Annotated in this window: 15 protein-coding genes and 3 riboswitches; of the genes, 13 read left to right on the top strand and 2 right to left on the bottom strand. The window is 63.1% G+C overall.

Features of this window, described 5'->3' with window-relative positions:
• Nucleotides 1-88: 88 nt before the first annotated feature.
• Nucleotides 89-766 carry a cytochrome b/b6 domain-containing protein gene (locus VGE08_RS01965; RefSeq protein WP_331066167.1) on the bottom strand — a complete coding sequence of 226 codons (678 nt, stop codon included), beginning with the start codon at nt 764-766 and terminating at the stop codon, nt 89-91.
• A gap of 319 nt (nt 767-1,085) precedes the next feature.
• Here VGE08_RS01965 and VGE08_RS01960 point away from each other — a divergent pair, with 319 nt between their 5' ends.
• The 5 genes from VGE08_RS01960 to VGE08_RS01945 all read left to right on the top strand — a co-directional run bounded on the left by VGE08_RS01960 (nt 1,086) and on the right by VGE08_RS01945 (nt 3,970).
• Nucleotides 1,086-1,601 carry a hypothetical protein gene (locus VGE08_RS01960; RefSeq protein ID WP_331066166.1) on the top strand — a complete coding sequence of 172 codons (516 nt, stop codon included), beginning with the start codon at nt 1,086-1,088 and terminating at the stop codon, nt 1,599-1,601.
• Nucleotides 1,538-2,041, top strand: coding sequence for a type II toxin-antitoxin system RelE/ParE family toxin (locus VGE08_RS26465; protein WP_414717439.1), 504 nt, complete (start codon nt 1,538-1,540; stop codon nt 2,039-2,041). Before VGE08_RS01960 ends, VGE08_RS26465 begins: the two co-directional genes overlap by 64 nt.
• Before the next feature lie 252 nt (nt 2,042-2,293).
• Entirely contained in the window at nt 2,294-3,067 is a 774-nt protein-coding gene (locus tag VGE08_RS01955) for a glucose 1-dehydrogenase (protein WP_331066165.1), read from the top strand.
• Nucleotides 3,068-3,091: 24 nt separating this feature from the next.
• On the top strand, nt 3,092-3,514 hold the full coding sequence (locus VGE08_RS01950; RefSeq protein WP_331066164.1) for a hypothetical protein: 423 nt from the start codon (nt 3,092-3,094) through the stop codon (nt 3,512-3,514).
• A gap of 39 nt (nt 3,515-3,553) precedes the next feature.
• Nucleotides 3,554-3,970, top strand: coding sequence for a VOC family protein (locus VGE08_RS01945; protein WP_331066163.1), 417 nt, complete (start codon nt 3,554-3,556; stop codon nt 3,968-3,970).
• A 107-nt stretch (nt 3,971-4,077) separates the two neighbouring features.
• Here VGE08_RS01945 and VGE08_RS01940 read toward each other — a convergent pair whose 3' ends face one another.
• Nucleotides 4,078-6,105 (bottom strand): TonB family protein, encoded by a 2,028-nt coding sequence (locus tag VGE08_RS01940; RefSeq protein WP_331066162.1) that lies wholly within the window; start codon nt 6,103-6,105, stop codon nt 4,078-4,080.
• A 423-nt stretch (nt 6,106-6,528) separates the two neighbouring features.
• Here VGE08_RS01940 and VGE08_RS01935 point away from each other — a divergent pair, with 423 nt between their 5' ends.
• The 8 genes from VGE08_RS01935 to VGE08_RS01900 all read left to right on the top strand — a co-directional run bounded on the left by VGE08_RS01935 (nt 6,529) and on the right by VGE08_RS01900 (nt 21,074).
• Complete coding sequence (locus tag VGE08_RS01935) at nt 6,529-8,622, top strand: S9 family peptidase (protein ID WP_331066161.1); 2,094 nt, start codon at nt 6,529-6,531, stop codon at nt 8,620-8,622.
• The gene (locus tag VGE08_RS01930; RefSeq protein WP_331066160.1) at nt 8,619-9,053 is read left to right on the top strand and encodes a response regulator; all 435 of its coding nucleotides are present in this window, start codon (nt 8,619-8,621) and stop codon (nt 9,051-9,053) included. Before VGE08_RS01935 ends, VGE08_RS01930 begins: the two co-directional genes overlap by 4 nt.
• A gap of 217 nt (nt 9,054-9,270) precedes the next feature.
• A complete protein-coding gene (locus VGE08_RS01925; RefSeq protein WP_331066159.1) occupies nt 9,271-11,958 on the top strand; it encodes an HD domain-containing phosphohydrolase in 2,688 nt (895 codons plus the stop codon).
• Between the two features lie 204 nt (nt 11,959-12,162).
• Nucleotides 12,163-12,264, top strand: a riboswitch (cyclic di-GMP riboswitch).
• Nucleotides 12,265-12,434: 170 nt separating this feature from the next.
• Nucleotides 12,435-13,883, top strand: a complete 1,449-nt coding sequence (locus VGE08_RS01920) for a fibronectin type III domain-containing protein (RefSeq protein WP_331066158.1) — start codon at nt 12,435-12,437, stop codon at nt 13,881-13,883.
• A gap of 302 nt (nt 13,884-14,185) precedes the next feature.
• Nucleotides 14,186-14,271: riboswitch (cyclic di-GMP riboswitch) on the top strand.
• Between the two features lie 112 nt (nt 14,272-14,383).
• Nucleotides 14,384-14,487: riboswitch (cyclic di-GMP riboswitch) on the top strand.
• Nucleotides 14,488-14,722: 235 nt separating this feature from the next.
• On the top strand, nt 14,723-16,552 hold the full coding sequence (locus VGE08_RS01915; protein WP_331066157.1) for a putative Ig domain-containing protein: 1,830 nt from the start codon (nt 14,723-14,725) through the stop codon (nt 16,550-16,552).
• 327 nt (nt 16,553-16,879) lie between these two features.
• Nucleotides 16,880-18,184 carry a pitrilysin family protein gene (locus tag VGE08_RS01910; protein ID WP_331066156.1) on the top strand — a complete coding sequence of 435 codons (1,305 nt, stop codon included), beginning with the start codon at nt 16,880-16,882 and terminating at the stop codon, nt 18,182-18,184.
• Nucleotides 18,185-18,195: 11 nt separating this feature from the next.
• Nucleotides 18,196-19,677 (top strand): pitrilysin family protein, encoded by a 1,482-nt coding sequence (locus tag VGE08_RS01905; RefSeq protein ID WP_331066155.1) that lies wholly within the window; start codon nt 18,196-18,198, stop codon nt 19,675-19,677.
• A gap of 74 nt (nt 19,678-19,751) precedes the next feature.
• Nucleotides 19,752-21,074 (top strand): NTP/NDP exchange transporter, encoded by a 1,323-nt coding sequence (locus VGE08_RS01900; RefSeq protein ID WP_331066154.1) that lies wholly within the window; start codon nt 19,752-19,754, stop codon nt 21,072-21,074.
• Nucleotides 21,075-21,077 lie beyond the last annotated feature (3 nt).

The raw sequence follows: 21,077 nt of genomic DNA, 5'->3' as shown, positions 1-21,077 counted from the left end.
CTGACGCGTCACTGTTGACGCAGCAAAAAGGGCGGTCTTTGCGACCGCCCTTTTTTATTGCCGATTTGTTTCCTCGGTCCGATCGCGCTCAGCTGACCACCCACCACACCACGCCGCTCGCCAGCACGATGCCGGGGATGACGCGCCAGACCGGCACGGGCCGCATCGCATTCATTCGCACGTTCCGGCGCCGGCCCGTCAACATCGCGACGATCAGGTTGTCCCGCTTCACCAGCAGATAAAACAAAATGGCCGTGATGTGCAGGCCGATCAACGTCAGGATCACGTTGAATACGACCTCGTGAATTTCGGCAAGCGTGCGGCTGGTCGCGAAGCTCACGAGGTGCGATAGCGGCCCTGACTCGATACCGTCGACGTCAGTCACGAACAGGCCGATCACTACTTGCGCCAGCATCAGCGCGAGCATCACCGCCACACTCCAGCCGCCCAGCGGGTTGTGACCCGCATCCCGCTGCGCTTCCCGCGATTCGCGCAAATAAGCCATCACTCCTGCTGGCCCGCGCAGGAAATGCGAGAAGCGCGCGCTGGAGCTGCCCACGAATCCCCAATAGATGCGAAAGATGAGCAGCCCCAGCAGCGTGTAGCCGCTGTACTGATGCCACTCCATCTCGTGCTCCTCGGCACTCCACCATGACACCGCTATACAAAGAACGAACAGCCAGTGCGTCAGCCGCACCGGCCAGTCCCAGACCTGGATCGCCGTTGAGTTGTCGCCGATGGCAGCGTCGCGAGAGATGTCGTGCACTATGGGTACCTCCACCGTAACCATAGCATCGTCGGCCGACGGCTCAATCCTCAATTGAGCCCCATGGGCAACTGTGTCATTCTTCGCGCAGCACTGGGTTCACGGACGAACGCTACATGTTTGATACCGACAGCGCTGCCTCGTTCGCTGCGGCATACCGCCCGCCTCGCATTGGTATCGATTCACGCTCAATGATCGTACCGGCATCTCCAGCAGGTACGGTTCCCTCGCTCGCTGCACTCGATGCTGTCGCCTCATGCTCGCGGCGAGAGCGACTTCTCTACTGATCGTTCCAACAGCTCAACCCCGGAGCACCAACATGTACGAAGAACGGCTGGCCGAACTGCGCGCGAAAGGTCTCACGGACGCCAAGAGAATAGAGCGCAAGGACTATGTCAAGAAGGTCCTCCTGGAGAATCGATGGTTCGTCCATTGCTCGACGGTCACACCTCAGCAGGTCTTGTCCGCCGGCGGACTCGATCCCGAAAAATCGGCGGAGCTGTGCTTCAAGCCGGGCGGAGTCCTGATCGGTAAGAAGCGAGGTCGACTCGTGCTGGCGTTTACCTGTGACAATGACAATGCTCCCGTTGCGGCCGGCGCGATCAAGCAGCAGGGGTATCTCGGTAAAGACATCAACAACTTCTATCCCGATGGCTATCTGTATGTATTCCGGCTGCCAAAGGGAAGCCATTACTACTCCAGCTGCAGAGAGGAGCTCGGTGCCAGGAGCGAAACGGCATTCGATTACTTGATCGAAGTGAGACGAATCAAGTGCTTCAACCAGTACAACAAGACGAACAATACGTGTGTGCTGCTTCACAACTGGATCGTCTGAAGACTGTCAGGCCCGAATCAGACAGTTCTCCGAAGCAAGCGCATCGTAGAATTGATCGTTCGGTCGTTTCCGAAGCGTGGCGTCCTGTGGGGGCTCTTGTTCGTAGGTCTGGCGGCAGTGCTGCCTTCGAGTATCCCGGCCGCGGAAGAGGAGCTGTTCGAAGCCGCGAACGATATGAAGCTAGGGCTCCCGGACTCGGTGAGGACTTCATCCTGGAAGTCGAACGCGTCACCGCTGTGCTTACTGAACTGCCCCCGCTTGGCGAGAAGCTTGATGGAGTTCACCGCCGCATCCCGCTGCGGCGCTTTCCGTACGGTCTCATATTCCGCTTCGACGCAGATATTATCCGCGTTGTGGCCGTTGCTCACCGTCGGCGCCGGCCCAGGTATTGGGCGCCTCGTGTCCATGATCGCCAGCAAGCGCCTGCATACGAAGTCTGAACCGCCTTCCGACAGCCGCAAACATGGAACTCAGTGAGTGCGCAGTCGGATTGAAAGCTGACCATGAAGTGGGAGCGGGCAAGAGATAGAAATCTCGAGGACGGGGTCGAGACGGGAAAGACCAGGAAGAATAGCCGTGCACAGCCCGACTCGTGCTCGTGGTGCCGGGGCCGAGATCGGTCTGCGGCAATGAGCGACATCTCTTAGAATCGGTGCCTGGATTACCAATCGGGATCACCGAGGGAAACACACGTGGGACTGTTCGCAGGCAAGGTTGCGCTGGTGACGGGTGGCAGCTCGGGATTGGGGGAAGCTGCGGCGCTGAAGTTCGCGCAGGAGGGCGCCAAGGTCGTTATCGCCGCCAGGCGAGCAGAGCAGAGCGCGAAAGTCGTCGAGCGGATCGTCGCGCTGGGCAGTGAAGGTCTGTTCGTGCCGACCGATGTGAGCCGCGCCGCGGATGTGGAGCGCGTGGTGAAGGCGGCCGTCGAGAAGTTTGGCCGCCTGGACTATGCAGTGAATAACGCCGGTATCGCTGGTCCCCGCTTTACGCCGATCGCCGAAGTGACCGAGGAGCAGTGGGATGAGGTCATGGGCAGCAACCTGAAGGGTGTCTGGCTGTGCATGAAGTACGAAATTCCCGCGATGCTCGCCAACGGTGGCGGTGCGATCGTCAACATTGCGTCGATCTATGGACTCAAGCCGAGCGACATCGGCCATGGCCCGTACGCGACCAGCAAGCACGGCGTGGTCGGGCTCACTCGATCAGCCGCCGCCGACTACGGCCAGCTGTCGATTCGCGTCAACGCGGTAGCACCCGGCTTCACACTGTCCGAAATGGTCGATCCCAAACGGCCGGGCGCGGCGGAGAAGTATCAGGCGCTGGTCGAGCGTCACTCGAGCATGAAACGGCTGGGGCAGGCCGAAGAAACCGCCAACGCAATTACGTGGCTATGCTCCGATGCAGCCAGCTACGTCAACGGCGTCGTTCTACCAGTGGACGGCGGTAGCGCGACCCGCATGTATTGAGCCACCGGCGAGAAAGTGGCATCAATGGAGACGGAACGAAAGATCGAACGACTGCGCCGGCGCCGCAAGACGCTGCTGCAAGCGTATCTCGTTCACGTAGGTTGGCTGACTTCGACATGCGCATTCGCAGCGTCCGGTACAGTGGAGCTGGCGATCACAACGTCGCTCTGGTTGGTTCTGATCACCGTGCCACCCGTGCTCGTCCATACGGTGTCGGTGCACAGAGCCTGCCGGGCAATCGATCCGAGATCTCACACCGTCGGGTGGGTGCCCGTCATCCTGGCCACGATATTTCTCACGCCCTTCGAGTCGGCACTGATACTGCCTGCGAAGAACCTGTGGGTCTCTCGATCCATCCTTCGCGCCTGGGACCTTGCACGGACGCGCTCACTCGAGCCGCGTGCGACAACGCGAGGCTCGAATAGCCGCGCCGCGATAGATGCCTGACAAGCCGATCCACAGCACCGCTTCCATCAGGGGACAAACATGTTCAATCACGTAATGGTGGGTTCGAACGATATCGAGCGCTCGAAGCGCTTCTATGACGCCGTGCTGGGCACGCTGGGAGCCGGCGAACCGTTGCGCAATGTTGCGGCCTCGGGCCACACCCGGCTGTTCTATCGTCACGACGGCAGCACGTTCTGCGTTACCGAGCCGATCAACCGGCAAGCGGCGACGGGGGCGAATGGCGGCACCATCGGGTTCAAGTGCAGCTCCCCCGAGCAGGTTAAACAGTTCCATGACACGGCGGTCGCCCATGGCGGCAAGTCGATCGAAGACCCGCCGGGTCTGCGAAGCAGCAGCCTGGGCCAGATTTATCTGGCGTATGTGCTCGATCCCGATGGGAACAAGCTGTGCGCAATCCATCGCGTGAAGACGCCGACGGCCGACGCGGGACGATAGCAGACCGATGTTTGCTGAATAGTCGGCGGCAACGGGTCGCAGTAGCCCAATAAAAAAGGCGGCCCCAATCGGGGCCGCCTTCATCACATCGTCTTGCAGTAGCGCTGTTACTGCTGCTGCGCGAACTTCAAACGCACCATGGCGCGCTGTTCGATGCGCTGGCCGTTGCGCTCCACCGGTTCGAAGCGCCACTGGCGCACGGCGCGAATGGCCGCGTCGTCGAACACGTCGGCAGGGCTGGCGTTACGAACTTCCACCTGATCCACGGAGCCGTTGGTCTGCACGGTGAAGGCCAGCTCCACCCAACCCTCGATGCCGCGCTTGCGAGCCGAATCCGGATACACCGGCGACACCATGCGCACGCGCTTCAGAGCGGCGGCGGACACGATGTTGTTCTGCTGGCTGCTGGCCTCGCGCGCCGAGGCCAGATCGTTTTCGGCTTGCGTGATGGCCGCGCCGTTGTAGCGCTGGCCAACGTCCTTGGCGGCGGCGATCAGCTGCGCCGAGCGCTCGAATGCTTTGGCGTTCATGGCTTGCCGGCCGGAATCCAGCAGGCGCGTCGACAGAGTGCGCGACAGCTCCTCCAGTTCCGGGCGATTCGGTGAAGCGGCGCGCAGAGCGGCCAATGCATCGCGGGCGCTTTCACCCGGCGGATCGATCAGCTTGCCTTCGGTCAGACGCTGGCGAACCTCGGCGACCATGTTGTCGATGTTCGGACCCGCACCGGCTTGAGAAGGCGCGTTGGTCGCCGGCCGGCGAGCACCCGCAGACTGCGCTGAACCCGAGGTAGACGGACCGGCACCCGCGCGCGTTGCTTCGGCGAGCGAACGTTCGACCGCGGCGAGCGCGCTGCCCGCCGAACCCATCTCACGTGCACTCTGCACATATGCCTGCGCAGTATCGAGGTTGCCGGCGGCGACTGCCTTGCGAGCCTCTTCAGTGAGTTGCGCGGTCAACTCACGAATGGTGGACACAACCACCGGATTCGTCGGATCGAGGCGGCGAGCTTCGAGCAGCGCATCCTGCGCGTTGCCGTTTCTCGGCGAGATCAGCCGGCCGTTGGCAATGCGATCGTTCGCTGCGCTGACGAGCTGACGCACCCGGTTGCCGACTTCCTGCGCCTGGGTCAGCTGTAAACGTTCGCGCTCGCGCGTGACCTGCGCGTCCAGGAACGCGAGGCGCGGATGTGACGAATCGATGTCACGCGCCGTTTCGATCGTTCGAATGGCTTCTTCCAATCGTTCCGCGAGCAGCGCGGCTTCCGCGCGCTCGAGGATCTTGTCGACCACGGAGCGAATACCGTCTTTCGCGTCCTGGCTGTTGGGGTCCAGCGCCAGGGCGCTGCGATACAGATCCAGCGCGCTCTCGCCGGGCGGCTCGATGAGCTTGTTCTGGCTGAACGCTTCCTTGGCCAGCGCCAGCTCGGCCTGGACCGGGTCGGGCCGCTCCGGCAAGCCGCCGGGCTGTTGTGCGCCTGGCACGGACGGCTGATTTACCATCGGCGGCACCTCGGGCTCGCCAGTGAAGCGGCTGACGCCGAACCAGATACCGCCAATCACGACTAGCAGACCCGCGGCGAGCGCGCCGTAGGTCATCACGTAATTCTTGGAACCGCCCTCGCCCGAGGCATTGCCGGCGCTGATGCGCTGCCCCGCGGCGGACAGATCCAGATGCTGTTTCACCGCCGCTTCCAGCGCGAGCCGCGTCTGGCCGTGGGACAGCGGCGTGAGCAGGAACCGGAAGATCCGGCCGGCCGCCGTGAGCTGCATGAGAGAAGAGCTGTCCTCTCGCTTGCCGGCTACCACGACCACCAGTTCAGGGAAATGCTGAGTCAGCTGCGCCACCATGGAAGCCACGTCGGCGGTGCTCGCGGTATCCGCGACCAGCACGCCGGGCTTCAGGTTGGAGAGCTTTTCCGCCACGTGGTCCAGATCCGGCGCAAATGCCACCGGCACCCCGCGCGGCGCGGCCTTTTTGACCGTTTCTACCAGGTTGGCATCACGGCTGAGCACCAGGACGGGCGGCTGATGGCCTTCCTCCAGCGTTCGCAGGCTCTGTGAATCGTCAATTTCCAAGTTGACCTCGTCCTGAGTGTTTCCGTGTCCCGTGGAACGACCGTGTTGCGCGTTGGCCATAGACCCCTCCTGGGGGTTTTAATGCTTGTCGCGTAATACTACTTATGCAAGATCGAACAGCTGAGAACTGTATCTGTCTTTGCCCGCTCACTCGCGTGAACTGCCGCGCAAATTCGCCATGCGCCGTTCAGCAAATGTCCGTGTGCGTTTTCCTCTACCGCCTGCCGCCCCAAATCAGCGCCTGCCGGTGCCGTGCCAGTACGATACTGTGACGATATGTCGTGCCGGCACGATCCTACCTCTTTGCTCGCCGCATGCCAGCGCCAAAGTTGTTGGCAAGTGGCTACGGCCGTCGAACCCGAGGTAGATGAGGACCACAGTTGCCAGCGAGGCGCCGGCACTGCACGATCCGTTCAGTCAACCGCCTTTCTTCATTCAGAAACGTCCCCATTCGTCATCGTGTCCAAGCCGCCACTAGCAGCGATGCGAACACATCGCGTCACCTCTCCCAATGGCGCTCGCGAGGACGTTTATTACTGGCTGCGCGACGACACGCGCAGTGATCCTGAAGTCCTGGCCTATCTCAAGGCCGAGAACCAATACACCGAGGCCATGCTGGCCCCGGTGCAGCCGCTGATCGATCAGCTATATGCGGAAATCGTGGCGCGGCTGAAGCAGGACGATGCGACCGTTCCGGTGCGCTATCGCGGCTACTGGTACGCGGTCCGCTACCAGACGGGGCAGGAATATCCCATCGTGGTGCGCCGGGCGGACCGGCCGGATGCCGAGGAAGTCATCCTGCTCGATGGCAACGCGCTCGCCGCCGGCCAGTCATTCTTTCAATTGGGCGGCTACGAGGTCAGCCCGGACAACCGGCTGCTGGCCTACACCGAGGACACGGTGGGCCGGCGGCAATACCGGCTGCGAGTCAAGGATCTCGTGACTGGCACGTTACTGCCCGATGTCATCGAGAACGTCGAAGGTGGCGTGGCGTGGGCCGATGACAATCGCACCTTGTTGTACGTGGAGAAAGACCCGGTGACGTTGCTCGGACGGCGCGTGCGCCGTCACGAGTTGGGCAGCAGCGGCGAGGATCCGCTGATCTATGAAGAGCCGGACGAGAGCTTTGATCTCACCGTCGAACGCACCAAGTCCGAACGTTATCTGCTGATCGGCTCGGAAAGCACCACTGCGTCGGAGTGGCGTTACGCGCGTACCGATGATCTGTCGTTCGATTTCAAAGTCGTCGTGCCGCGCGAGGAAGATCACGAATATCAGCTCGACCATCTCGACGCCGGCCCGCAGGCGCAAGAGGAAGGGCGGTTCCTCATCCGCAGCAACTGGCAGGCGCTGAATTTCCGCATCGTCGAAGTGCCGGTGGCGCTGGCGGCCGAGCGTGACCACTGGCGCGACGTGGTGCCGCACGATCCGGATGTGTTCATCCAGGATTTCGAAGTTTTCCGCACCTTCATCGCGGTGAGCGAGCGCTCGCGCGGACTCATGAACATTCGGGTGCAGCGCTGGGGCGAGGCGCCGTTTCATCTGACGGCGGACGATCCCGCGTACACGATGGCGCTGGGCCCGAATCCGGAGCTCGACACCACCAAGCTGCGCTATGTGTACACGTCGCTCACCACACCCGGCACCACTTACGACTACGACCTGACCGATGGCTCGCGCACGTTCCTGAAACGTGAGCCGGTGCTGGGCGACTTTGATCCCAACAAATACGCGAGCGAATTCGTGTGGGCACCGGCGCGCGACGGCGAGCGCATTCCTGTCTCCATCGTGTATCGCAAAGGCACGCCGCTGAACGGCACGGCACCGCTGTACCAATATGGCTATGGGTCATATGGGCTGAGCATGGAGCCGGTGTTCAGCTCGTCACGGCTGTCGCTGCTCGATCGCGGCTTCGTGTATGCGATCGCGCATATTCGCGGCGGCCAGGAACTGGGGCGGCGCTGGTACGACACCGGCCGCCTCGAATACAAATGGAACACCTTCAACGATTTCGTCGACGTGACCGACTATCTGGTCGCACGCGGCTACGGTGCACGCGACAAGATTTTTGCGGCGGGCGGCAGCGCGGGCGGATTATTGATGGGCGTGATTGCCAACGTCGCACCCGATCGTTACGCCGCGCTGGTGGCGCACGTGCCGTTCGTGGACATCGTCACCACCATGCTCGACACCAGCATCCCCCTGACCACGCTCGAATACGATGAGTGGGGCAATCCGAACGAAGCCGCTGCCTACGCCTATATGCTTTCCTACTCGCCTTACGACAATATCCGCCACCAGCCCTATCCCGCCATGCTGGTCACCACCGGCCTGTGGGACAGCCAGGTGCAGTACTACGAGCCGGCCAAATGGGTGGCGAAACTGCGCCAGCACAACACCGGCAGCGCGCCGCTGCTGTTGCACGTCAATCTCGAGGCCGGCCACGGGGGCAAATCCGGGAGATATGAGCACATGCGCGAAGTGGCGCGAGAATACGGATTCGTCATCGCTCTGGCTCGAGGCGCGCGGCTCGGCTCGCACATCAGTGCGCCGACCGAATCCGGAGATGCGTCATGAACCACACCGGGTACATTCTGCTTGCCGATGACAATCCCACGGATGCAGAGCTGACCATTCGTGCGCTGGAAATCGGCGGCGTGTCGCAGCAGGTGGTGTGGGTGCAGGACGGTGAAGCGGCCTTGCACTACGTGTTCCGCCAGGGCGTGTACGCGCAGCGTGCATCGGGTAATCCGAAACTGATGCTGCTCGACCTGCACATGCCGAAGATCGACGGCCTGGACGTGCTGGCGCAGATCAAGGCCGATCCCAAGACGCGTTGCACGCCAGTGGTGATCATGTCCTCTTCCGACCAGGAGTCCGACATGATGCGCAGCTACGAGGCGCACGCCAACAGCTACATCGTGAAACCGGTGGACTTCAAGCAGTTCACCGACCAGGTATCGCTGCTCGGGCAGTACTGGACCCGGATCAATCGCGCGGGGCCGTGAGGCGCCGTGCAGCGACTGATGACCAGTTGATGGGGAATGGCCGGAACAGCCGCCGGGGGACGTTTATCCGGCCGTTCATCGGTCCACTCATCGGGCACTTCGGGGCGGAGTGTGCGCTGTGTCTCCCTTTGACCATGCGCAGTTCCTCCCGACCGTGCCATTCCCGGGGCCGGCCTGCATACTTCGTGGGCTCTGAAGGATCCGCTGGAGACGGGGAATGGGTGTCATCCTGATCGCATTCGAGCGCGAATCCGAGCAAAGCGCGCTCGAGACATTGCTGTCGGGTCGCGGTCATCGGGTATTGAAGTCTGCCAACGGTCTGGCGGCGCTGGATGCCGCACGCCGCGAGCCGCCGCATGCCATTGTCTCCGACATCGTCCTGCCCCGCATGGACGGGTTCGCCCTGTGCCGTAAATGGAAGCAGGACGATCGCCTGCAGAACATTCCTTTCGTTTTCTACACGCGCCGGCACGACGATCCGAAATACGAGCGCTTCGCGCTGGAGCTCGGCGCGGAACGCTTCCTTGCGCGCTCCACTCCGCCGGAAAAGCTGCTGACCACGCTCGATGAGTTGCTGCCACCGGGCGGTGGCCATGGCGCGCGCGCTCCGGGTAACGGTGCAAGCAATGGCGCAACGACTGGTCCGGCGAATGGGCCAGGCAATGGCAACGGCAGCAACGGCGCTCATGGCAACGGCCTGAGCGGCAACACGCGTCCCATGAACATGCTCGACACGGCGGCCATGCAGCGCTTCGCCATGCTCGAGAAATCGCAGGCCGATGCCCTGGAGAAAGTGCAGTTCGCGCAGAAGCAGCAGGCAGCGCAAGCCGAGGCACTGGAAAAAGCACAGCGACAGTACGCAGCCCAGACGGAAGCATTGGAAAAAGCGCAGCTGCTGCAAGCCGCCCAGGCCGAAGCTTTGGAGCGTGCTCAGCGGGCGCAAGCCGAAGCCGTCGAACGTGCCGAGCGGGCGCAGATCGAGGCCCAGGAACGGGTAAAGCAGGCGCAAGCCCAGGCCGAGGCGCTGGAGCGGGCCACGCAGGCCCATTCGAAGTTGCGTTCACAACTCAGTGAGCTGGAAGCTTCCAACAAGCGTCTGGCGGACGGCGAGGCGCGTTTCCGTCGCGTCTTCGAAGCCAATCCGCTGCCGCTGTGGATCGCGGACCATGCGACTGGCGGATTCATTGCGGTCAACGACGCCGCGCTGGCGATGTATGGCTATGGCCGTGCCGAATTCCTTGCTTTGCAGGCCAGCGCGCTCGCGATGCCCGCAGGCGATGCAGACAGCGCACCGGCAGAGCCGTCGATCAGCATGCACCGGCGCAAGGATGGCAGTGCGCTCGCCTTGTCGATTTCTTCGCAGCAGATCGAGTTCGATGGCCGCAATGCCGAGTTGGTGGCAGCGGTCGATCTCAGCCACCGTCTGGCAGTCGAACGCCAGCTCAAAGAGCAGGCCAGCAGCGGCGGCAGCGAGCTGCTCGATTCCGCCGCGGACGGCTCGTGGCTGCTCGGCAGCGACGGCCGGATTCTCGAGGTGAACACGGCTTATTGCCGCATGTCCGGCTACAGCAAGGAAGAGCTGTTGAGCATGAACGCCGCCGATATCGAGGATCAGACCTCGGGCGAGACCACCATGCGTCTGCAGCTTGGCCGCGTGCGGGGCGGCGGCCGCTATGAAACCAAGCATCGGCGCAAGGACGGCACGCTATTCGACGTGGAGGTCAGCGTAGGTTTGCTGGAGAACGGCCGCGGCGACAGCCTGGTGCTGATCCGCGAGACCGGCCAGCGTCGCCGCGACCTGATCGCGCAGCGAGTGCTGCAACGTCAATCAGATTTTCTGGTCGAGCTGTTCAAGCAGGCGGATTCGTTCGACGAATCCGCCATTGTCCGGCGTGTGGTCGAGCAGGCGATGGAAGTGACTCGCAGCCCGCTCGGATATTTGTATTTCGCCGATCCCGCGCAGAAGACCATTACCCTCGCGGCGTGGCGCGATGGCAGTCGCCCCCAGGTAGTGATGGCGGATTCCGAGCCACAGCCCATTGGCCGCGCCGTGCTGTTCACCGATTGCGTGCGGGCCAGGCACGCGGTGTCGAGCAATGATCCGAGCCGCAAGCCGCAGAACGATGGATTGCCCGACCTGACCCGCTATGCCGCGGTCCCGATGCTTTCCGGCGACGAGGTCGTTGCCGTGCTAGGCGTCGGCAATCGAGACGCCAACTACAGCGACGAGGATCAACGCGTGCTTGCTTCGCTGGCCGACGGCGTATGGCGCGTGCTGCACTCGAAGCGCGCGCACGCAGTGACTCTCAGCGCTCTGCAACGCACCGACGTGGCTCTGCAGGGCATGATCGATTCGTTTGTGCGCATGAGCGAGCGGCACGATCCTCATACAGCCGGTTCTTCACGCCGCCTGGCCGCGCTGGCCGTGGCGATTGCCCGCGAAGCCGGCCTCGATGGCGAACGTCAGCATGGCTTGCGAGTCGCGGCGCTGTTACACGACATCGGCAACATCGCCGTCCCGGCGTCCATTCTCGGCAAGCCCGGGCCGCTGACCGAGACCGAGCTTGCGCTGATGCGCACTCATGTCGAAGAAGGGTGCCAGCTGCTGGCGGATATCGATTTCGGCGCGCCGGTCGCCGATATCATTTATCAAAGCCACGAGCGTTTCGACGGCAGCGGTTATCCGCGTGGTTTGCAGGGCGAAGACATCATGCTCGAAGCCCGCATTCTTGCGATTGCAGACACCGTCGAGGCCATGTGTTCGCCGCGTCCGTATCGCCCGGCCTTCGGCATGGATGCGGCGCTCGATGAGATCAACCGCGGCGCCGGTAAGGGTTTCGACGAACACCTGGTGGCGGCATGCACGCGTCTCATCCGCGAGCGCGGGTTCATGCTCCCCACGTAACGCTTTTTTCCCGAGAAAAAACAGACTCGACGCAGCGTCGCCGCCGGGCGACGCTTGCGCACACATAAGGCGCTGGCTGCCCTCTCTCCGAGCGTCGCCATAAAGAGTCGCGAAAACTCCCCGGCGTCACATTGCAGGATTTCCTGAAAGATGTTGGGGGGGCGCCCGATATTTCATGATTCCGCCCGCTTGCAGAATGGGTTCCGTCTGTAAGGGCAAAGCCGTTCGAAAGACGGTGACGCAAAGCCTCCGGTCCTCTAGTGCCGCTGTCGCAGCAGCCGCACCATGGATAGCGGGGTTGCCGTTACAACCGGGTCATCCGGGTTGTAACGTGAAGTTTTTCAGTGAGCAGCCCGCGTTTCGAAGCGCCGGCTCAGCAACGCCAGCTTCCCTTGCCAGACACAGGTGCTCGCGCCCCGCACCCATGCGTGTGCCGACGCGAGATGGCATTGGAACTGTGTTCGCTGGAGCTGCTCATGCGTTTTACGTCTACTCTCGTCGCGGTCGCCGCGCTCGCTTCGTTTGCCGGCGTTGCTGGCGCCCAGACCACCAATGAGCCGCCCACCATCAGCGGCACGCCGCCGACCTACGTCAAGGTCTACACCATGTACAACTTCTTGCCCACGGCGAAGGATCCGGAAGGCCGCCGGCTGAAGTTCAGCATCGTGAACCGGCCGCGCTGGATGGCTTTCAGCACCAGCAGCGGGCGCATGACGGGCTACCCCAAGTCGCCAGGCACCTGGAGCAACATCCAGGTTCGCGTCACCGACGGTGTGCACACGGTGTCGTTGCCGGCGTTCACGCTGGTCGCTGGCAAGACTTCGACTGCAACGGCCAATCGCGCTCCGACCATCAGCGGCACGCCGGCGACCACCGCGACCGTCGGCACCGCCTATAGCTTCCAGCCCTCCGCTACGGACGCGGATGGCAACTCGTTGACCTTCAGCATCTCGAATCGTCCGAGCTGGGCCACCTTCAGCACCTCGACCGGCCGCCTGAGCGGCACGCCCACGGCCGCGGGCACGTTTAGCAACATCGTCATTACGGTGAGCGATGGACGCGCGACGACTTCGTTGCCGGCGTTTTCCATCACCGTGAGCAATGTCGCCAACCGCGCTCCAGTGATCAGCGGCACGCCTGCGACCACCGCAACCGTCGGCACCGCCTATAGCTTCCAGCCCTCCGCTGCGGACGCGGATGGCAACTCGTTGGGCTTCAGCATCTCGAATCGTCCGAGCTGGGCCACCTTCAGCACCTCGACCGGCCGTCTGAGCGGCACGCCCACGGCCTCGGGCACGTTTAGCAACATCGTCATCACGGTGAGCGATGGACGCGCGACGGCGTCGTTGCCGGCCTTCTCCATCACCGTGAGCAATGTCGCCAACCGCGCTCCAGTGATCAGCGGCTCGCCGGCTACCAGCGTCAACGCGGGCAGCGCCTATAGCTTCCGTCCCACGGCGAGCGACGCCGATGGCAACACGCTCACCTTCTCGATCGCGAATCGTCCGAGCTGGGCTTCTTTCGACACCAGCACCGGCCGATTGTCCGGCACGCCGACCGCCGCACAGGCGGGCTCGTACGCCAACATCGTCATCAGCGTGAGCGACGGTCGCGCCACGGTTTCGCTGCCTGCGTTCTCCATCAATGTCGTCGGTGCATCTTCCAGCAACGGCGCCGTGCTGAGCTGGACCGCGCCGACCGCGAACACCGATGGCAGCACGCTGACCAACCTCGCCGGCTATCGCATCTTGTACGGCACCAATGCCAGCTCGCTGACGCAGACGATCCAGGTGGCCAACCCGAGCGTGACCAACTACACGATCGACAACCTTGCACCGGGCACTTACTACTTCGCGGTGCGGGCGTACACGAACGCCGGCACGGAGAGCGCGAACTCCAACGTCCAGTCCAAGACCATACGTTGAGCCGCGAGATGACTTGGTAGCACGCGAGTGCACACGCAACGGCGATCGGAGTCTTCCGGTCGCCGTTTGTGTTTGTGGACCGCAGCGCGCAAATCACTGCAATTCCTTTGTTTCGGCAACGTGGCTCGGACAACGTGTCTGGATTTTGACGCCGTTATGTGAATTTGCAGTGACGCTTCGGCTGGCGCGATGTCGGTCTACACCGACAATTGCAAAAACATAATCTCTACGTTTAACTCACATTCGACCGATGTTCTGTTCAACGAAAGTTCCGCTGCGATCGGAACAGTCGCTGCAACAGAGCTTCACCAGGGCATAACCGTCGAAAGACGGCGACGCAAAGCCTCCGGTCCTGACAGCGCATGCTGGGGATAGCGGGGTTGCCGGCCAGCTCTTCTGCGTCACCGAGCTGGCTGTCATCCTTCTCGCCTGTTCCCGTACCTGCCTTGTTCTGATCGCGCCGCGCGCCCTGGAGTGTTGATAAGTCCAGGAGCAGCAGAAAGTGATATCGGCAAACCCGTCGAAAGGCGGGGACGCAAAGCCACCGGTCTACGGGAACGCAACGCCGCTCGCGGCGCGCTCCTACGACAGCGGGGTTGCCACATTCGCGACAGTCGCGCCAGCGAGGCCCCTCGCGCGCGTGTACCTGCACGACTGTGTAACGAACGAGCTGCCGAGGGCGCACCGATGCGTGCGCGCACTTCTTTTCCTGCGCTTCGAGCGTCGCGCTTCAGCCGCGACGGCTGCCTCATTTCCGGAAACCAGCTGCGCTGATCGGTGTCGGTCGCCAGACCGTCGTCGTGGCGCGCGAAGCCAAGGTACGACCAATGATTCCAACAATGTTCGGGAAGACCGTCCTGCAGCGGGTCATGCTCGCGCTGCTCGCCGCCACGTTGAGCGGCTGCTTCGATGATGGCTCCGGCAGCGACAATCCAGTAGGCGGCGCGGTTGCGGAGCAGCCGGCGAGTGGCGATTCGGGCGAGGATACCGATTCGCTGCCGACGCCAGCCAATCAGCCGCCCGAAGTCAGGGGCGAACCGGAGGTGAGCGCGACCGCGGGCCAGCTCTATTCCTTCAAGCCCGAGGCCAGCGATGCCGACGGCGACTTCCTGGAATTCTCCATCACCAACAAACCCTCGTGGGCGACGTTCGACGATGAGACCGGACTGCTGAGCGGCACTCCGGATGATGCGGATGTTGGCGATACCGAAGAAATCACCATCACCGTCACCGACGGTCGCGACACACGGTCAGTCGGTCCATTCCGCATTCGCATCAATGGCCGCACGGATACGCCGTTGCCGGGCAACAATGCGCCGACGATTTCCGGCGCGCCCGCGTCCACGGTCCTGCTCGGTCAGCCTTACAGCTTCAAACCGGAAGCCAGCGATCCGGACGGCGACGAACTGCGGTTCTCCATTTCCAATCGCCCTTCATGGGCCAGCTTCAGCACCGTCACGGGCGAGCTGAGCGGCACGCCGGACAAGGCCGGGCCGTATGCGGACATCGTGATCAGCGTCGACGACGGTAACTTGAAGAGCTCGCTGCCGGCGTTCTCCATCCAGGTGCAGGGCCCCAACAACCGCGCTCCCACCATCAGTGGCTCGCCGGCCACCAAGGTGGAAGCGAGGCAGACCTACAGCTTCCAGGTGAGCGCCAGCGATCCCGACGGCGACCGGCTGGTCTATCGCATCAACCAACGGCCGCGTTGGGCGACCTTCAGCACGTCCAGTGGCCGTCTGCGCGGCACGCCGACAGTCGACGATGTCGGCGTGTATTCGAATCTCATCATCAGCGTCAGTGATGGCACGGTGTCGACATCGCTGCCGCCGTTCTCCATCGAGGTCACCGCGCCGGCCAATCGCGCGCCGACCATTTCCGGCACGGCGGCGACCACGGCGACCGTTGGCGTGGCCTATTCATTCACGCCCGCGGCCAACGATCCGGACGCCGACTCGCTCGGCTTCAGCATCGAGGGCCGTCCGAGCTGGGCGTCGTTCGATACCACGACCGGCCGCTTGAGCGGCACGCCAACCACGGCCGCCACGTTCTCGAACATTGTGATCAGCGTGAACGACGGTCGCCTGTCGGCCGCGCTGCCGGCCTTCTCGATCACAGTGAGCCCGCCGAGCAATCCGGCTCCGGTCATCAGCGGCGTGCCCGCAACGACGGTGACCGCAGGCTCCAACTACAACTTCCTCCCGAACGCCAGCGATGCGAACGGCGATTCGCTGACCTTCAGTGTCCAGAATGCGCCGTCGTGGGCCAACTTCGATACATCGACCGGCCGCTTGTATGGCATGCCGTCGTCCGCCGATACGGGCACGTATGCAAACATCGTGATATCGGTGCGCGATGGCGTGCACACCGTGTCGCTGCCATCGTTCACGATCACGGTGACCTCGCCCAGCACCGGCAGCGCCACTCTGTCCTGGATGCCGCCCACGGAGAACACCGACGGCACCCAGCTGACCAACCTGGCGGGTTATCGCGTATTGTACGGGCGCAATAGCGCCAGCCTCGACCAGGTGAGAGAGGTCGGCTCGAACATGTCGAGCTACACCATCACCGGCCTCACCTCCGGTACCTGGTACTTCGCGGTGAAGGCTTTCAACAGTGCCGGCGTCGAGAGCGATGTGTCGAACACCGGCACGAAGAACATCCCGTAATCGAGGGCTCGAGCGAGCACACGCAAGGACGATCAAGCGCTCGACCCAACGCGCATGATCCTTCCAAGGCCCGCTAGCAGCGGGCCTTTTTTTCGCACTGGCCGCGCCGCGCGGAAGTCGAATGGTTCCGCGATGGCGCGGGCACGGTGTATTCTCGATCGGATACCCAACCGCGTGCCCTGGCACGCGCAGCTTCGATGCAGTAACGGAGTGGTCACCATGCATCCCGCCTGGCCTGACGGTCGAAAGCGGCCGAGGGCCGTTCTATATGTCCACCGGAAGGCGCGACTTTTCGTGGGCTTGTGTCTGTCCCTTGGGTTCGCCGTGGTGCCGACGTCTGCAGCAACTGCTGCGACTCCCGCCCCGGCTCATGTAGATTTTTCCGAGCACAAGCTGAAGAACGGCCTGCGCGTACAACTCGTCGAGGATCACACCACGCCAGTGATCGCGGTCAACGTCGCGTACGACGTCGGCTCGCGCAACGAGCGTCCCGGGCTCACCGGCTTCGCGCACCTGTTCGAACACATGATGTTCAAAGGTTCGAAGAACGTCGGCGACGGCGAGCACTTCTATCAGGTGTTCACCAACGGCGGCTCGATGAACGGCACCACCAGCTCCGACATCACGCTGTACTTCGAAGCCCTGCCGGCCAACCAGCTCGAGCTGGCATTGTTCCTCGAGGCCGATCGCATGCGCTCGCTGGAGATCACCCAGGCCAAGCTCGACAACCAGCGCCAGGCGGTGCAGGAAGAGCGGCGCATGCGCGTCGACAATCAACCGTACGGCCGCTCGTATGAGCGTTTCGATGCAGTGTTCTACGACAAGTTCGCGTACCAGCACTCGACCATCGGCTCGATGCAGGACCTGAACGCGGCCAGCCTGAAAGACGTGGCTGAGTTCTTCCGCATCTACTACGCGCCGAACAATGCCGTGCTCTCGGTGGTGGGCGATTTCAAGCGCGACGAGGCGCTGGCGCTGATCCGCAAGTACTTCGAAGACATTCCCCGGCAGCCGGCGCCGCCGGCCGTGGATTTGATCGATCCGCCGCAGACCGCCGAGCGCCGCGAAACGTTGACCGATCCGCTGGCGCGCGCGCCGCAGATTCTGATCGGTTACAAGACCGAGGCCGGCAATGGTCCCGACCACGCCGCGCTGCAGGTGTTGTCATCGGTGCTCCAGGGCGGCGACAGCTCGCGGCTGTATCAAAGCGTCAGCAAAGAGAAGGAGCTGGTGACCGGCATCGGCGGCTACGTCGAGGAGCGCATCGGCACGGGCGGCTTCTATGTCACCGCCACGGTGCGCCCGGATCGCAAGCCCGAGGACGTCGAGGCAGCGATCTACCAGGAGATCGCGAAGATCATCGAGCAACCGATTGCTGATTGGGAATTGCAGAAGGCGCGCAACGCGACCCGTTTGGGATATCTGCAAAGCATCCGCAGCGCCCAGAACCGCGCCAAGATGCTCGGCACTTATACAGTGCTGTTCAAGGATCCGAACCTGATCAACACGCGCCTGCAGAAGATCGAGGCAGTAACGCGTGCCGACGTGCAGCGCGTCGCGAAGAAATATCTGCAACCCGCGCGCCGCACCGTCCTGACGACATTGCCCGCGCCGGCTGCGCCGGGCCCGTAAGCGAGCAGGTCATGAACATGATTAAACGGCATCTATCCCTGCTCGCCCCATGGTCGGTCCTGTTGTCCGTGCTGCTGTTCGCGCCGGCGGGCGCTCAGGCGCCACAACCGCAGGAAGCTCCCGCTGGCGCCTCGACCAAGGGCGTCGAGTTGAAGGGCAGGGCGCCCGTCAATCCTGAAACGCTGCGCGTGCAATTGCCCAAGCCGCAAGAGGCGGTGCTGTCCAACGGCATGCGCGTCGCGCTGCTCGAAGATCACAAGCTGCCGACGTTCTTTCTGCAGTTGTGGTTCAACGGCGGCGGTCTCGCCGACCCTCCGGAGAAGCGTGGCGTCGCCATGGTGACCGCGAGCCAGTTGCGAGAAGGCACGAAGACGCGCTCGAGCCGCGAGATCGCCGAGCAGCTCGCGGCCCTCGGCGCGAGCTTGACCGCGAGTTCCGGTCCCGCTTCCAGCGAGAGCGTGGTTTCGGTGACCGGGTTGAGCGACTTCGCCGACCAGACCATGGCGCTCGCCGCCGATGTCATTCGCAACCCGACGTTTCCGGCTTCCGAGCTGGACAAGTTTCGCGCCCGTTATCTGGCGCAGCTGCAGATCCAGCGCGCCAATCCGGGCTTTCAAGCGCAAGAGCAGTTCATGCGCGCCATCTATGGCGAGCATCCCGGCGCGCTGGTGGTGCCCAGCGAGGACGTGATCAAACAATTGACCAGCGCGGACCTCGCCGCTTTCCACGCAGCGCGCTTTCGTCCCAACAACGCCCTGCTGCTCGCGCATGGTGACATCGCGTTGAAAGATCTCGTCGCCGGGCTGGAGCGCCATTTCGGCGACTGGCCCAAGGCCGGGCTCGACAAGGTGTCGCTGCCGCCGCCCAAGCCGCCGGAAAAATCGCGGGTGCTGCTGGTGGACCGTCCCGGCTCGGTGCAGACCTCGCTGTGGGTCGGTTCGATGGGCATCGAGCGCGACAGCGACGACTACTTCGCCATGCTGGTCATGAATCACATCCTCGGCGGCGGCCCGGCATCGCGCCTGTTCATGAATCTCCGGGAGGACAAGGGTTATACATACGGCGTCTACAGCTCATTCACCGGCACGACCTTCCCTGGCGTAGTGGTCGCGAGCACGGATGTGCGTACCGCAGTCACCGAAGGGGCCATGCACGAGTTGAGCCTGGAATTGCAGCGTATCGCCAATGAGCCGGTGTCGCCGCAGGAGCTGACGAATGCACGGCGCGCGCTGGTCGGCCGCTTCGCGCTGTCGCTCGATTCGCCGCAGTCGCTGCTGAGCAACCTCGCCACCCAGAAGATCTACGGGCTACCGGCGGACTACTGGGATACCTATCCGCAACGGGTCGCAGCGATCACGCCCGCCGATATCCAGCGAGTCGCGAAAAAATACTATGACCGCGAGCGTTTGCAGATCGTGGCGGTGGGCGACGCCAAGGAAGTGGGGAAGGTGCTGGAGAAGTACGGCACGGTCGAGCCCGCGAGCCCGATGTGACGTGCTCGCTGCATCGATGATGCCGCGTTCGCCCGAAGTGCCCCCCGCCGGCCAATAGTCGAGAACAACGACTGATGAATACGTCCGCGCCTCCGCCCGCTTCGCCGTTCGGCCGGTTGCTGTCCCGGCTCGCACCGATCCACCCCAACGAGATTGCGGCGGTGGTGGCGGCCTTCTTCCTGTTCTTTTTCATGTGGAGCGGCTACTTCTCCGTGCGGCCGGTGCGCGAGACCATAGGCACCATCATCGGTCGCGACAAGCTGGCCGATATCTGGATCATCACATCGGTCGTCTCGGTGTTGATCATTCCGGTGTATGGCGCGGTCGTGGCTCGCTTTCGCCGCAGCGTCTTCCTGCCGTGGGCTTATGGCATCGTGGCCATCGTGCTGCTGATCACCGGCCTGTCGCTGCGGGGCGAGTCCATCAACCTGGGCGCCGGCAAGTTCTTCTACGTGTTCATCAGCGTGGTGAACCTGTTCCTGCTGTCGGTGTTCTGGAGCTTCCTGCTGGAGCTGTTCGATCGCCAGCAGACCAAGCGCCTGTTCGGCGTGATCGCGGCGGGCGGTAGCGCGGGGGCGCTGTGCGGACCGTTGGTGTCGGATCTGGCCGTCCGCTTCATCGGTAACAGTGGAGTGTTGTTCTTCGGCGCGGCGCTGTTCGTGGCGGCCATCTTTTGTCAGCGCGTGTTGCTCGGAGTGTGGTCGGCACGGACCGATGCGGCGAACCGAGCCGAAGACCGTCCGATCGGCGGCAATCCGTTTGCCGGCGTGACATTGATTCTGCGGTCGCCCTATGTGCTGGGCATCGCGCTGTTCGTCGTCTTCATCTCGTGCGTGAATACCTTGTTGTACTTCGAGCAGCTGCGGCTGGTGGAAGAAAACTTCCCGACGCTGGAGAATCGCACCCAGATCTTTGCCCGCTTCGATTGGGTGGTGCAAACCCTCACCGTGCTGTCGCAGGTGTTCCTCACCGGGCGGATCGCGGACAAGTTCGGCGTGAAGGCGCTCATCACCTTCGTTCCAGTCATCATGATCTTCGCCTTCGGCGCGCTGGCGATGTCGGGCGCATTCGCGGTGCTGACTGTTGTGGTGATCCTGCGCCGGTCCATGGAATATGCCTTCGTGCGCCCGGGCCGCGAGATGTTGTGGAGCCCGCTCGATAAGGAGACCAAGTACAAGGCCAAGAACACCGTCGATGTGCCCGTGTATCGCGGTGCCGATGCGTTGTCCGCCCAACTCAACAACTTTGTCGCGGGCGCCGGTTTCGGCGCCGGGGCCGTGGCCTGGCTGGGCGCCGGCGTCGCGGCGTTGTGGGCACTGCTGGGCTGGTGGCTGGGGCGCCGCTTCGAAGACCACGAGAAGCTGCAAGGCGCGCGCGCACCGGCAGCACAGCGCTAGTCG

It is taken from the genome of Steroidobacter sp. (assembly GCF_036406195.1).
GTDB lineage: Bacteria > Pseudomonadota > Gammaproteobacteria > Steroidobacterales > Steroidobacteraceae > Steroidobacter.
The sequence above is the reverse complement of the archived record's forward strand: the minus strand, read 5'-3'. Positions and strand labels throughout refer to the sequence as shown.